The 14,326-nt window shown below is 44.5% G+C and carries 13 protein-coding genes; 9 read left to right on the forward strand and 4 right to left on the reverse strand.

Features of this window, described 5'->3' with window-relative positions:
* Positions 1-83: 83 nt before the first annotated feature.
* On the reverse strand, positions 84-1,382 hold the full coding sequence (gene tolC / locus NP165_RS02675; RefSeq protein ID WP_257084797.1) for an outer membrane channel protein TolC: 1,299 nt from the start codon (positions 1,380-1,382) through the stop codon (positions 84-86).
* A gap of 228 nt (positions 1,383-1,610) precedes the next feature.
* Between tolC and nudF the strand changes: the two genes are divergently transcribed.
* The 6 genes from nudF (at position 1,611) to parC (ending at position 8,470) form a co-directional block, all read left to right on the forward strand.
* Positions 1,611-2,240: an ADP-ribose diphosphatase gene (nudF, locus tag NP165_RS02680; RefSeq protein WP_257084798.1), complete on the forward strand. Its 630-nt coding sequence runs from the start codon at positions 1,611-1,613 to the stop codon at positions 2,238-2,240.
* Entirely contained in the window at positions 2,228-2,668 is a 441-nt protein-coding gene (locus NP165_RS02685; protein WP_257084799.1) for a DUF1249 family protein, read from the forward strand. Before nudF ends, NP165_RS02685 begins: the two co-directional genes overlap by 13 nt.
* Before the next feature lie 10 nt (positions 2,669-2,678).
* Positions 2,679-3,497 carry a 3',5'-cyclic-AMP phosphodiesterase gene (gene cpdA, locus NP165_RS02690; protein ID WP_257084800.1) on the forward strand — a complete coding sequence of 273 codons (819 nt, stop codon included), beginning with the start codon at positions 2,679-2,681 and terminating at the stop codon, positions 3,495-3,497.
* 27 nt (positions 3,498-3,524) lie between these two features.
* A complete protein-coding gene (gene yqiA, locus NP165_RS02695) occupies positions 3,525-4,106 on the forward strand; it encodes an esterase YqiA (protein WP_257084801.1) in 582 nt (193 codons plus the stop codon).
* Positions 4,107-4,315: 209 nt separating this feature from the next.
* The gene (parE, locus tag NP165_RS02700; protein WP_257084802.1) at positions 4,316-6,196 is read left to right on the forward strand and encodes a DNA topoisomerase IV subunit B; all 1,881 of its coding nucleotides are present in this window, start codon (positions 4,316-4,318) and stop codon (positions 6,194-6,196) included.
* A gap of 3 nt (positions 6,197-6,199) precedes the next feature.
* Complete coding sequence (parC, locus tag NP165_RS02705) at positions 6,200-8,470, forward strand: DNA topoisomerase IV subunit A (protein ID WP_257084803.1); 2,271 nt, start codon at positions 6,200-6,202, stop codon at positions 8,468-8,470.
* Between the two features lie 77 nt (positions 8,471-8,547).
* Here parC and degS read toward each other — a convergent pair whose 3' ends face one another.
* From degS to zapG, 3 genes are all read right to left on the reverse strand, one after another.
* Entirely contained in the window at positions 8,548-9,609 is a 1,062-nt protein-coding gene (gene degS, locus NP165_RS02710) for an outer membrane-stress sensor serine endopeptidase DegS (RefSeq protein WP_257084804.1), read from the reverse strand.
* 135 nt (positions 9,610-9,744) lie between these two features.
* Positions 9,745-11,112, reverse strand: a complete 1,368-nt coding sequence (locus tag NP165_RS02715) for a DegQ family serine endoprotease (protein ID WP_257084805.1) — start codon at positions 11,110-11,112, stop codon at positions 9,745-9,747.
* 123 nt (positions 11,113-11,235) lie between these two features.
* Positions 11,236-11,691, reverse strand: coding sequence for a Z-ring associated protein ZapG (gene zapG / locus NP165_RS02720; RefSeq protein WP_257084806.1), 456 nt, complete (start codon positions 11,689-11,691; stop codon positions 11,236-11,238).
* 152 nt (positions 11,692-11,843) lie between these two features.
* Here zapG and zapE point away from each other — a divergent pair, with 152 nt between their 5' ends.
* From zapE to rpsI, 3 genes are all read left to right on the forward strand, one after another.
* Positions 11,844-12,956, forward strand: a complete 1,113-nt coding sequence (gene zapE, locus NP165_RS02725; RefSeq protein WP_257085532.1) for a cell division protein ZapE — start codon at positions 11,844-11,846, stop codon at positions 12,954-12,956.
* A gap of 245 nt (positions 12,957-13,201) precedes the next feature.
* Positions 13,202-13,630 (forward strand): 50S ribosomal protein L13, encoded by a 429-nt coding sequence (rplM, locus tag NP165_RS02730; RefSeq protein WP_005372872.1) that lies wholly within the window; start codon positions 13,202-13,204, stop codon positions 13,628-13,630.
* A gap of 15 nt (positions 13,631-13,645) precedes the next feature.
* Positions 13,646-14,038, forward strand: a complete 393-nt coding sequence (gene rpsI / locus NP165_RS02735; protein WP_005436094.1) for a 30S ribosomal protein S9 — start codon at positions 13,646-13,648, stop codon at positions 14,036-14,038.
* Positions 14,039-14,326: the final 288 nt, after the last annotated feature.

Consider the following 14,326-nt stretch of genomic DNA (forward strand, 5'->3'; position numbering starts at 1 on the left):
TGACTAACATGATTCTTAAAAAAAACAAAGGCTTGCCAAAACTGGCAAGCCTTTTTTAATTTTTTACATTAAATCAGCTAGGATTAACTCGCAGATTTTAATCCAGCGTCGATGTCTAGAATATCTTGCTCGCTTAGCGTACCGACAGCTTGACGAAGTTGCAGAACACTTAGGATATAATCATAACGGGCGTTAGATAGGCTCTTATTCGCATCATATAGACGACGGGTTGAATCCAACACATCAACAATAGTACGAGTACCGACATCAAATCCAGCTTCTGTTGCTTCTAACGCTGAACGCGCCGATACAACAGTTTGCTCATACGCTCGAAGCGCACCAATTGACGCACTAATGTTGTTGTTAAATGCGCGTACATCTTTTACAACATTACGGTAAGCTGCCTCAAGATTTTGGCTTGCAGACACATAGTTAAATTCTGCTTGCTTGGTTTGCGACGTAATGTTGCCACCAGTGTACAGAGGTACAGCAAGGTTAACGCCTACGCTAAAATCTGATGCATCGTAGTTTGTCGTATTGTCATTACTTTCGTCAGTGTAGTTGTAACCACCATCTAACGACAGAGTAGGCAGGTGACCAGAACTCGCTAAGGTAATCTGCTCTTTTGCAATATCTTGGGAAATACGTGCTGATAGAAGGCTCAGGTTTTTCTGTTGCGCATCTTCAAGTAGCTGAGAAACAGGTGTATTTGGTTTGCTCGCTGAGAAACGTTTCGTATCTAGGATATCAAGAGACGAGTGCTCTTGGCCTGTGATTTCACGCAATCCTTCATAACTATTATTGAGATCATTACGTGCCAATACTTCATCGGCTAGCACCGCATCGTATTGAGCTTGCGCATCATGTACGTCAGTAATTGCAGAAAGACCAACTTCAAAACGTTGCTTGGTTTGTTCTAATTGGCGACCAACCGCGGCTTTCTCTGCTCGTACAAAAACGAGGTTGTCTTGTGCACGAAGGACTTCAAAGTATGCCTGAGAAACTCGCAAGATAAGTGATTGCTGAGCAGCGGCATACGCAGCATCTTGCTGACGAGCGCTCTTTTCAGAAATATCCAACGATATCCAGCTTGTGCGTTTGTACAGTTCTTGCGAGAAGTTCACCCCGGCAGTGAGCTTATCGCTGTCTCGCGCATCCATGTCACTGCGGTTTAGGTTGTAACCTGCGTTCAAACTAATTTGAGGCAGTAAAGTTGACCGACTTGAGTTGATTGCTTCAAAGGCAGCATCACGCTGTGCAGCAGCACTTAAAAGCGTAGGGTCATTTTCTTTTGCTTGGTTATAAATTTCTGCCAGAGTATCTGCATAAGCTGCGCTACTACCTAGCGCGGTGCAAATCATTAGTGGAAGCAGTTTCTTCATAGGTTCTTATCCTGCCAATTATGAAACGGTAATTGTGTAAGAGTTTAACTCAAAGTGATGTTAATTCATGCAAAACTTTGCAAATTCTTACATCTAATTGACCGGTTGTGCAATAAAAATCCTCTTTATTTAACTTAAGATATAAAAATTATATAAAAAGTTGAGCCATATCCTTGGAAGTAAAGGTTCTGTCTGAGTAAACTATAAGCTTCATTCGAGAGGTGCCAAATGCAACTATCTGACAATCAAGAAAGCAAGTTTACGCCCAAAGATGTGGAAGTCCTTTCAAAAGAGACGCTGTTTAAGGGCTTCTTTAGTATGGTGAAATACCGCTTCAAACATAAATTGTTTGAAGGTGGATGGAGCCAAACGATAGAAAGAGAGATGTTTGACCGTGGTCATGCAGCTGCTCTATTGCCTTATGACCCTGTGACAGATCAAGTCGTGATTGTTGAACAAATTCGTGTTGGCTGCCTCGAGCATGAAAACCCTTGGCAGATGGAAATTGTCGCAGGCATTATCGATAAAGGCGAAGTGGCTGAAGATGTGGTGCGCCGAGAAGCAGTAGAAGAGGCCGGGATAAGCGTCGCAGATATCGAAAAAGTGACTTCTTATTATCCATCTGCTGGAGGTTGCTCGGAAAAACTGGATGTCTATGTTGGTAAGGTAGATGCAACAACCGCGCATGGTGTTCATGGATTAGACCATGAAGGCGAAGATATTCGGGTCCATGTTGTGAGTCGTGAGCAAGCTTATGAATGGGTTGTAGATGGCACGTTTGAAAACGGTGCGTCGATTATTGCTCTACAATGGTTGGAGTTAAACCATCAACGTTTAAGAAGCGAATGGCAAAAGTAGCAGAAAGAAAGCCGTATCATGTCGACTTGGCAGAGTTGATGCGTACATACGAAACGAACTATGCAAAATTGAACGCTCTCATTCCGAATAATGCGAGTGTCGGTGATGTTCGCTGCTATCAAGCCGCTAAAATGACGTATCAGATTCACGTGGGTGAAGTCACAAAGTACACAACTTTGGTCGATATCTGTCAAAGTGATGAAATTCCGGTATTTCCATTGCCAAGAATGTCTGTCAGGCTCTACCACGATGCTCGTGTTGCAGAAGTATGTGAATGCGACCACTTAAAACGCGTCAAGGCACGCTACGAATACCCAAACGACAAGATGGTTCAACAAGATGAAAAAGCACAACTGAACCGTTTTTTGGGCGATTGGTTAACATTTTGTCTACGGCACGGTATTAGCCGGACACCGATCAATATTTAGGTTTGTAATTTTGAAAGTAAGTTCAAGCTCATCAGATGGCAGTATTAAGCTGCTCCAAATTACAGATACCCATCTGTTTGAAGCAACAGATGGCTGCTTGTTAAGCGTTAACACAGGTGACAGCTTTAAGGCTGTAGTGGATGCAGTGCTGGAAGAGAACTGTTCGTATGATGCTGTTTTAGCGACGGGAGATATCTCTCAAGATCACAGTGAAGTATCATATCAACGTTTTGAAAAAGGCATAGTACCACTTGAGAAGCCTTGCTTTTGGCTACCAGGAAACCACGACTATAAACCGAATATGACGTCGGTGATCCCATCTCAACAAATTCAACAGGTTGAGCACGTTTTACTGGGTGAGCATTGGCAAATGGTTATGCTCGATTCTCAGGTCGTAGGCGTACCTCACGGACGCTTAAGTGATCAGCAGTTAACCATGCTAGAACAAAAATTGACTGAATATGCTGAGCGCCATACGTTAATACTTTTACACCACCACCCCATTTTAGTCGGTAGTGCGTGGCTGGATCAGCATTCGTTAAAAGATTCACAGGATTTCTGGCAAGTCGTTGATAAGTACAATAATGTAAATGCTGTTTTGTGTGGCCATGTTCATCAGGATATGAATGTGATTCGCAACGGTGTGCGTGTTATGGCAACGCCTTCTACATGTGTTCAGTTCAAGCCTGATTCCGATGATTTTGCTCTCGATACGCTGTCCCCTGGCTGGCGAGAGCTGGTATTGAAACAAGATGGTAGTGTTGACACTGTTGTTAAGCGTTTACCCCAAGGAAGCTTTCAACCTGACTTTAATTCGGCCGGCTATTAAGCCATAACTGATATTACTAGGTACTATATGAAACCATCACTGCTGCTTTATATTCATGGCTTTAACAGCTCTCCACTTTCACACAAAGCAAATGTGATGAGAGAGTACTGCGAAAAGCATAGGCCAGACATCAAAGTGTTGGTTCCTCAATTGCCTTGTTTCCCTGAAATGGCGGCAAACCATCTGCTCGAGATTGTGTCAAAGCATAAAGATGATTATCGCATAGGCTTAATCGGTAGCTCATTGGGCGGATATATGTCTATGTGGCTAAATCATCAGTTTGGCTTTAAAGCGGTGGTGGTTAACCCTGCGGTTAAGCCTTACGAGTTGTTTGTCAATTATTTAGGGGAGCAGTTTAACCCGTATACAAACGAAAATTATCTGTTAGAGTCTAAACACATCGATGAGCTACTGGCGATAGATACGCCTCAAATTCAACGTCCTCAGGATTTTTGGTTGTTGCAGCAGACAGAAGATGAAGTGCTCGATTTCAACCAAGCAGTAGAGAAATTCACAGGCTCTTTGCAAACGGTTGAGCAGGGCGGTGATCATAGCTTTGTTGGCTTTGAGCGATACCCATCACAAATTATCAAATTCCTTGAGCTCTAACTCCTAGTAGGGGGAAGAGTCATAAATTTTATGGGCTACTAGCGTAACTCGCTTGACATCATAACGTCTCTTCCAGACTATGTTCCACTTAAACTTGAGCAGCATTATTCGGTCATGAATTGATCGTTTCTGGCATTTACAAATTATTAATTAGATTCATTAATCGCTGTTCAAGTACTCTTTTTATTCTATAGAACGATATCCGTATTATGACTGAACAATATAATGCGAAAGACCTCTCGGTTCTTGAAGGTCTCGACCCAGTACGACATCGTCCTGGTATGTATACCGAAACAGAGCGACCAAACCACTTAGCGCAAGAAGTTATTGATAACTCGGTGGATGAGGCACTCGCAGGGCATGCCACGAAGATTAAAGTTATCCTTCATGCTGACCAATCATTGGAAGTGATCGATGATGGTCGTGGCATGCCAGTTGATATCCACCCTGAGAAAGGCATTTCAGGTGTCGAACTTATCATGACCAAGCTTCATGCTGGTGGTAAGTTTTCTAACGACAATTATAAATTCTCAGGCGGCTTACACGGCGTTGGTATTTCGGTAGTAAACGCGCTATCAAAGCGTGTTGAAGTCACGGTCAAACGTGAAGGGCAAGTACATGAAATTGCTTTTGAACACGGTACTGCTGTCACTGAGTTGAAAGTGACGGGGACTTGTGGTCATCGTAATACAGGTACAGCGGTACACTTCTGGCCAGAGAGCAAATATTTTGATAGCTCAAAATTCTCAACACTGCGCCTTGTAAACAATCTGCGTGCCAAAGCAGTTCTTTGTCCAGGGTTAGAAATCACCTTCAGTGACAAAGTGAACAACGAAGAGCACAAATGGTACTACGAAGATGGACTGAACGATTACCTTGCTGAAGGTGTAAAAGGTTATCCAGTATTGCCAGAGCAGCCATACATTGGTGAGTTTGTTGCGGATACTGAAATGGCTACCTGGGCAGTCATTTGGCAGCCAGAAGGCGGTGAGATGATCACCGAAAGCTACGTTAACTTAGTCCCTACCAAGCAAGGCGGTACACACGTCAATGGTTTGCGCCAAGGTTTGCTAGATGCCATGCGCGAGTTCTGCGAATTCCGTAACTTACTTCCTCGCGGTGTTAAGTTAACGGGTGATGATATCTTCGACCGCTGTTCTTACGTGTTGTCGGTTAAGATGCAAGACCCGCAATTTGCCGGACAGACGAAAGAACGTCTTTCTTCTCGACAGACTGCTGCATTCGTTTCAGGTGTGGTTAAAGATGCGTTCAGTTTGTGGCTAAATGAAAAGCCTCAACTTGCTGAGCAGTTAGCGGAAGTTTGTATTGCGAATGCTCACCGCCGTATGCGTGCGAGCAAAAAAGTTGTACGTAAAAAAATTGCATCAGGTCCGGCACTACCGGGCAAACTGACTGACTGTTCAGTACAAGACTTAAATCGTACCGAAATTTTCTTTGTCGAGGGTGACTCGGCGGGCGGTTCTGCTAAGCAAGCACGTGACCGTGAATTCCAAGCCGTTATGCCGCTACGCGGTAAAATCTTGAATACTTGGGAAGTTGCAGCGGATCAGGTTTTAGCCTCTCAAGAAGTACACGATATTTCAGTTGCGCTCGGTATCGACCCAGACAGCGATAATCTAGAAGGTTTACGTTACGGTAAGATCTGTATCCTTGCCGATGCGGACTCGGATGGACTTCACATCGCGACGCTACTGTGCGCTCTGTTTACTCGTCACTTCCGTGTCTTAGTTGAAGCGGGTCATATTTATGTGGCTATGCCGCCACTTTATCGTATCGACTGTGGCAAAGAAGTCTTCTATGCCCTTGATGATGATGAGAAAGAGGGCATTTTAGAGCGCCTTTCGAAGAAAAAAGCCAAAATCAATGTGCAGCGATTTAAGGGATTGGGTGAGATGAACCCACTTCAGCTTCGCGAAACTACCATGGATCCAAACACTCGTCGCTTGGTGCAGCTCACCATCGATGATAATGATTTAACGATGGAAATGATGGATATGTTGCTAGGTAAGAAGCGCGCAGACGACCGCCGCTCTTGGCTACAACGCAATGGTGATTTGGCAGAGGTTTAACGAATGTCTACAGAAATTACATATGATGGCGTTGAACAGTTGCCAATGCGCAAGTTCACTGAAGACGCTTATCTCAATTACTCAATGTACGTCATCATGGACCGAGCGTTGCCTTACATCGGCGACGGTCTAAAGCCGGTTCAGCGACGCATTATTTATGCGATGTCGGAGCTTGGTCTATCGGCAGCCGCGAAATATAAAAAATCTGCGCGTACTGTGGGTGACGTGCTCGGTAAATACCACCCGCACGGTGACTCCGCTTGTTATGAAGCGATGGTGTTAATGGCTCAGCCATTCTCTTATCGATACCCGCTGGTGGATGGTCAAGGTAACTGGGGTGCTCCAGACGACCCGAAATCATTTGCAGCGATGCGTTATACCGAAGCAAAGTTGTCTAAATTTGCTGAAGTTCTGCTCGGTGAGCTAGGTCAGGGCACCGTTGAGTGGCAACCAAACTTTGACGGCACGATGAAAGAGCCGCAAATGTTACCTGCTCGCCTACCGCACATCCTTTTGAATGGGGTGACTGGTATCGCGGTTGGTATGGCTACCGATATTCCACCACATAACGTGCGTGAAGTAGCGGAAGCCGCTATACATCTGATTGATAGTCCGAAATCGGAACTTGCCGACATAATGAGCTTCGTCAAAGGACCGGACTATCCGACAGAAGCGGAGATTATTTCGCCAAAAGCCGATTTAGAGAAGATCTATCGTACAGGTAGAGGCAGTATTAAAATGCGCGCGGTTTGGCAGAAAGACGGTTCAGATATCGTGATTACCGCTCTGCCACATCAAGTGTCTGGTGCAAAACTGCTTGAGCAGATCGCGAACCAAATGCGCGCTAAAAAACTGCCTATGGTAGAAGATTTACGTGATGAATCGGATCACGAAAACCCAACGCGTATCGTGATTGTACCGCGCTCAAACCGCATTGATTGCGATCAGCTGATGAACCACCTGTTTGCATCGACCGATCTAGAAAAGAATTACCGTGTTAACCTGAACATGATTGGTCTCGACAATCGCCCGCAGGTTAAAGGTTTAGTACAGATTTTATCTGAGTGGATTGAGTTCCGCCGCTTGACGGTACGTCGCCGTTTGCAACACCGTTTGGACAAAGTGCTAGCGCGCTTACACATCTTAGAAGGTTTATTGATCGCTTATCTCAACCTAGATGAAGTGATTGAAATTATCCGTACTGAAGATGATCCGAAAGCGGTATTGATGGCTCGCTTTGGTATTACGGATATCCAAGCTGATGCGATTCTTGACACCAAACTTCGTCATCTTGCCAAGTTGGAAGAGATGAAGATCCGCGGTGAACAAGAAGAGCTTGAAAAAGAGCGTGAGAAGCTAGAACAGCTGCTCGGCTCTGAACGTCGTCTAAATACGTTACTGAAAAAAGAGATCAAGGCGGACGCTGATAAGTACGGTGATGACCGTCGTTCACCACTGGTTGAACGTGCAGAAGCTAAAGCGTTGACTGAGCGTGACCTTGTTCCTAATGAGCCGATTACGGTTGTTCTATCTGAGAAAGGTTGGATTCGACACGCTAAAGGCCATGATGTTGATGCTGAAGGTCTGAGCTATAAATCGGGTGATAAATACCTAGCCTCAGCGCGTGGTAAGAGTAATCAGCAAGCGGTATTCCTAGGCAGTGATGGCCGCAGTTACTCGCTTGAATCTCACTCCTTGCCGTCTGCACGTAGTCAAGGTGAGCCGATAACGGGTCGCTTAAATATTACCGCTGGTAGTAATATTCGTCAGGTGATTATGGGTGAAGAAGAGCAGCTTTGGTTAGTGGGTTCTGATGCGGGTTACGGCTTTGTGTGTAAAGGCAGTGATTTATTGTCTAAAAACAGAAGTGGTAAGGCGTTGGTAACACTACCTGCTAACTCTGAAGTGATTGCTCCTGACATGATCTCGGATTTAGACTCAGATGAGATTGTTGCGATTACTAACCAAGGTCGAATGTTATTGTTCCCAATTAAAGATCTACCTCAGCTAGCGAAAGGTAAGGGTAACAAGATCATTAACATTCCAGCGGCGAAAGCCAAAGAACGTGAAGAAGTACTGTCACATCTTATCTCGGTGCCGAAAGACTCAACACTGACTCTGTATGCTGGCAAGCGAAAACTTGGTCTAAAGCCGAGTGACCTAGATAACTTCCGTGGAGAGCGTGGACGCAGAGGTGGTCTATTACCACGAGGTCTACAGCGAGTGACCCGGATAGAAGTTGAGAGTTCTGGCAACGAAACGCCAGAAGAGTAGACAAAAAATCCCATGTTGAGTTTAAACATGGGATTTTTTTATTTTGGAAGGCGGCTTGTTTACGAGGTTACTTACCGCTATCGAATATCTTCTGACACCGTCACATGCAGAGTTTGTTCTTGCCCTTTCCGCAAGATGATAACTTCAATCGTGGTACCAGGGCGAAGCTCCGTGACTAAGTCCATCACACTTTGGCGACCATTTATTTTTTTGCCATCTATTGTAAGAATTATGTCTTGAAGCTCAAAGCCCGCCTCAGCAGCTGGACCGTTGGGATCAACACCTAAGACCACGATACCACCTACATGCTCGTTACCTAATAAGCGAGAAGTCACAGATTTAATATCCTGACCATCCACACCAATGTACCCTCGAATCACTCGTCCATCAGCAATGATTTTTTCCATTATCTTATTAGCAAGTCTGTACGGAATAGCAAATGAAATACCGTAAGTTTCTAACTCAGTTGCTTGCTGGAAAGAGGCGGTATTGATACCAACAAGCTCACCACGGGTGTTGACGAGCGCACCGCCAGAGTTACCTTCATTGATGGCAGCGTCAGTTTGGATAAATGCTTGACGGCCATCCAAGCTGATAGAAGAACGACCAGTTGCGGAAATAATGCCAAACGTTGTGGTTTGACCCAAGTTATATGGGTTGCCAATGGCGAGTACGACGTCTCCTACGTTCGGAGTGTAGTTCGGGTTGAGCGGAATAACAGGAAGGTTAGAACCTTGCACTCGAAGAATCGCAATGTCTGTTCTACGATCTTTTCCAACTAGCTGAGCAGCGGCGACACGTCCGTCTTGTAGTGCAACTACAATCTGATCTGCTTGTGCGACCACATGGTAGTTGGTGATGATATAGCCCCTTTCGCTAACGATAACGCCAGAACCAAGACCTTGGGTTTGTAATTGAGAACGGTCATTTTCAATGTACTGACGGCTGTAGATATTGACAACGGCTGGTGCTGCATTACGCACAGCATAATTAAATGAGATCTGCTGTGGGCCACGAACTTCAGATTCTGGAGAGCTCGAAGGAGGAAAAATATTTGTACGTAGAGAAGGGATAGCGAGCAGTAATACAACAGCAGTCACTAGCCCCAAAACGACAGAGCGCAACATAAATTGCAGCATACTTTCCTCATGAAAATTTTTGATGTAAGTAACTGAAGAATATCACTAGATGATTAAATAATAAAAGGACAGCTGGTAGTGCAGCTGTCCTTTCGGAAGAAAATCTCGATTTTTACTTATTAATCAATAAGGATATTAGCGGATCACGAGATAGAGGGTACGGTTCCCACGCTGAATATTAAGTGCCAATACACCTGTTTGTTTTTCAACAATTTTTCGGAACTCCGCGAGGTTTTTCACTCTTTGGCGGTTAACACCTATGATGATATCGCCGTCTTCTAGTCGGTATGCTTCAGCATTGGAGCCTTTCTCGACAGACGCGACTTTGACACCTTGGACCGCATCTTTCGGAGTGGTATTTGTCAACTCAGCACCAGATAACCCTTCATGAAGTTTTTCTGCTGATGCCTTAACGTTTTGTTGTTCGCCGAGAGTAACGTCGAAGTCCTTCTTCTTACCGTCGCGAATCACGCCTAGGGTGATCTCTTTGCCTGCGCCTAATGTGGCTACTTTCGCTCGTAGCTCACTGAATGAGTGAATATCTTTACCATTCAAAGAGACGATTACATCACCCGCTTCAAGCCCTGCTTTATCAGCAGCACTGTCAGGGACGACTTGGCTCACGAATGCCCCTTTACTGGACTCATAGCCCAACGCTTCTGCTAGCTCGGAGGTGATTTCACCACCCTGAACACCTAGCATGCCTCGTTTCACTTCACCAAACTCTAGGATCTGATGCGTTAAATTCGTCATCATGTTGGATGGAATGGCAAATCCGATCCCCACATTACCACCATTCGGACCCAATATAGCGGTATTGATACCTATCAGCTCGCCGTTTAGGTTCACGAGTGCGCCACCTGAGTTACCGCTGTTGATTGCCGCATCGGTTTGAATAAAGTTTTCGAAATTCTCTATATTCAGCCCACTGCGCCCAAGGGCAGACACAATCCCTGATGTTACGGTTTGGCCAAGCCCAAATGGGTTACCAATGGCAACGGCAAAATCACCAACACGCAGTTTGTCTGAATCAGCAATTTTTATCTCAGTTAGGTTTTTGGCGTTGTCTAATTTTAGTAACGCCACATCAGACATTTGGTCGCCACCGATGAGTTCTGCATCATACTCACGCCCATCTCGCAGTTTGACGCGAATTTTCTCTGCGCCATTGATTACGTGATAGTTAGTGACAACAAAGCCTTTTTTGGCATCGATGACGACACCTGAGCCTAACCCTCTAAAAGGGCGCTCTTGCAGTTGTTCGGTTGGAAAGTCTGGTCCGAAGAAAAAACGGAATTGTTCTGGAATATGCTGTCGGGACACTTGAGTCCCCTCGACAGAAATACTGACAACCGCAGGGGTCACTTTATCGAGCATTGGGGCAAGGCTTGGCAGTTGCTCCCCCCCAACGGATAAAGGTAAAGCGGCGGTAGCTGGTAATGGTGTGATGATTGAACTTAAGCTTAGAGATAGGACGGTCAATGTAAGCAAAGGTTTTTTCATCTGATAACTCCTATTAAGTTAAGGTCTTAGATTTAATGTTTGTACAAAAAACAAAAAATCAAGAGACGCCAATGAGAGTTATGACTCAAAAACCTTTATTTAGTTCACCAAATTTTTATCCAATTAAGATGCTTTGGCGTCTACAACTTGGTTAGATTCGAGAATTTCTTTCTTTTCTTCTTTCAGTAGGCCAGTCGCTCCAGACGCGTAGTCTTTTGGCGCTTCATCAAGAGATGGATCTTTCGCATTTGGATCGCTCTCTTCTGAATGAGATTGCTCAATCACCTTCTTATTAAATGGGTTGTCTTGAACAGGAAGGTTAGGAAGTAACTCGGATGACGTATTCGTCATGTGCTGATACAGTTTTGTGTACTCTTTACCAAGTGAATCCAGCATCTCGGCTGTCTGTGCAAAGTGATCGGCTAAGTTTTGTTTTTGCTGCTCTAACTCGAACTTTGCATTGTCTAACTCTTTCTGGACGCTCTTTTGCTTTTTATATCCTGGTGTCGTAAGACGAGAAATGACGGCCCCTAAAAAGGCACCAGCAAGCAAACCCACTACAGCGTAAATCCAAGGCATAATCGCTCCTTATCGTTGTTCTTTAACATGTTTTTCACCACCTGGTTACACATGCACTAATGACATGGTACTATGAGAACTTCAGCCAATAAAGTGAAATGCATGTGCTCTACATAGCAGTTTCGACTCTTCTTCCTTAGGTATGTGACGTGATGACTCCCCTAGAAATATATCAGAAAGACATAAAAGAGCATGGATTCCAACAAGATGACGCTCAACTTGAAGCAGTTTCTGCTCTAGATGTTTTGTACCACCAATATATTGAATACATTAAAACACCAGTCATGTCTAAACCAACGGGGTGGAAAAATTGGTTTGGAAAGAAAGCGCAAGTGTCTGCGCCCGTTGCACCTAAAGGCTTGTATTTTTGGGGGGGAGTGGGGCGAGGTAAAACTTACCTGATGGATACATTTTTTGATGCATTGCCGTCTGACAAAAAAATGCGTGTTCACTTCCACCGGTTCATGTATCGCGTCCACGATGAGCTGAATGCACTAGGGGATGTGAACGACCCGCTAGAGTTGGTCGCTGATAAATTCAAATCAGAAGCGGACATTATCTGCTTTGATGAGTTTTTCGTTTCCGATATCACTGATGCCATGATTCTAGGCACGTTATTCCAAGCTTTGTTCAAGCGTGGGGTCATATTAGTGGCAACGTCTAATATTCCACCTGAAGATCTCTATCGCAATGGTCTGCAAAGAGCCCGCTTTTTGCCTGCGATTGAACTTATTCAGCGCAATTGTATTGTGCTAAACGTAGATAGTGGCATTGATTATCGTTTGAGAACGTTGGAGCAAGCCGAAATCTACCATTACCCCTTAGATGAACAAGCTAATAAGAACTTGCACCACTATTTTGAACAGCTTGTTGGTGAAGGAAGGCGTGGTGAAAAGGTTATTGAAATCAATCACCGTCAGATAAACGTTAACGAAACGTCGGAAGGTGTATTGCATGCTACGTTTGCTCAGCTTTGTCAGTCAGCTCGGAGCCAGAATGATTACATCGAGTTATCGAAAATCTATCACACGGTACTATTGGCTGATGTAAAACAAATGAATCGAACGATTGATGATGCGGCGCGCCGTTTTATCGCTCTAGTGGATGAGTTTTATGAGCGCAACGTAAAGTTAATTATTTCTGCCGAGGTCGCATTGGAAGAGCTTTATACCAGCGGACAACTGGAATTTGAGTTCAAACGTTGTCAGTCACGTTTGGTAGAAATGCAAAGCCATGATTACCTAGCTAAAGAGCATTTGGCTTAACCTAGATCCCATCTTGATTATGAAGCGAAAAAAAATGCTCTTTTTTGCCGAAAAGAGGTGATTTTTTCAACTGACTTCTCTATAATCTTGCGACCCACCGTTACTGCAGACCTTAATTATCGAAGGTATTTCGAGATAACGGGTCGAGAGTGCCAACCACTCGAAGGGGTGTTGACTGGACTCTTAGTCAGTGGGAGCGAAAGCTCCTTAAGTGTAAATTTAAATATTAACGGGTTATTGTTAGCATGAAAACTTTCGTTGCTAAACCAGAAACTGTAAAACGCGACTGGTACGTTGTAGACGCTGAAGGTAAAACTCTTGGCCGTCTAGCAAGTGAAATTGCATCTCGCCTACGTGGCAAACACAAAGCTGAATACACTCCTCACGTTGACACTGGTGATTACATCATCGTTATCAATGCTGAGAAAGTTGCTGTAACTGGCAACAAAGCTAAGAACAAAGTGTACTACCGTCACTCTGAGTTCCCAGGCGGCCTAAAATCAATCACTTTTGAAAAGCTGATTGATCGTAAGCCTGAAATGGCTCTTGAGCTAGCGGTTAAAGGTATGCTACCACGTGGTCCTCTAGGCCGTGCTATGTACCGTAAGCTAAAAGTTTACGCTGGCGCTGAGCACAACCATGTTGCTCAACAACCACAAGTACTAGACATCTAATCGGGGATTTCGAAAATGGCAGAGAATCAATACTACGGCACTGGCCGTCGCAAAAGCTCAGCTGCACGTGTTTTCATTAAACCAGGCAGCGGCAACATCGTAATCAACAAGCGTAGCCTTGATGAGTACTTCGGTCGTCCAACTTCTCGTATGGTTGTTAAACAGCCTCTAGAGCTAGTTGAACTAACTGAGAAACTAGACCTATACGTTACTGTTAAAGGTGGCGGTATTTCTGGTCAAGCAGGTGCTATCCGTCACGGTATCACTCGCGCTCTAATGGAATACGATGAGTCTCTACGTCCTACTCTACGTGCAGCTGGTTACGTTACTCGTGACGCTCGTTGCGTTGAACGTAAGAAAGTTGGTCTACGTAAAGCACGTCGTCGTCCACAGTTCTCTAAGCGTTAATTTCCACTTACTGGAAATTCCGCTGTTTCAGTGTTTCACTGGAAATTGTGGTTCAAAGCTCGGCTTCATGCCGAGCTTTTTGTTTTTCTACGCAAAATAAAACCTTCCAAGCGCCCGCTTTCTCGAACTTTTCTCTTACTTATGCCCCTTTTGTGACCTCCTAGGCGATTTGCCTCACAAATGTTACAAAAAGGTAGCTTTATCTTGTCAAAAAGTAGGGTTTTATTTATCATTTGCCATCAAATAAATACAACTAAATTCGTATTTTGTTAGCCATGCTCTTTACGC

It is taken from the genome of Vibrio japonicus (assembly GCF_024582835.1).
Lineage (GTDB): Bacteria > Pseudomonadota > Gammaproteobacteria > Enterobacterales > Vibrionaceae > Vibrio > Vibrio japonicus.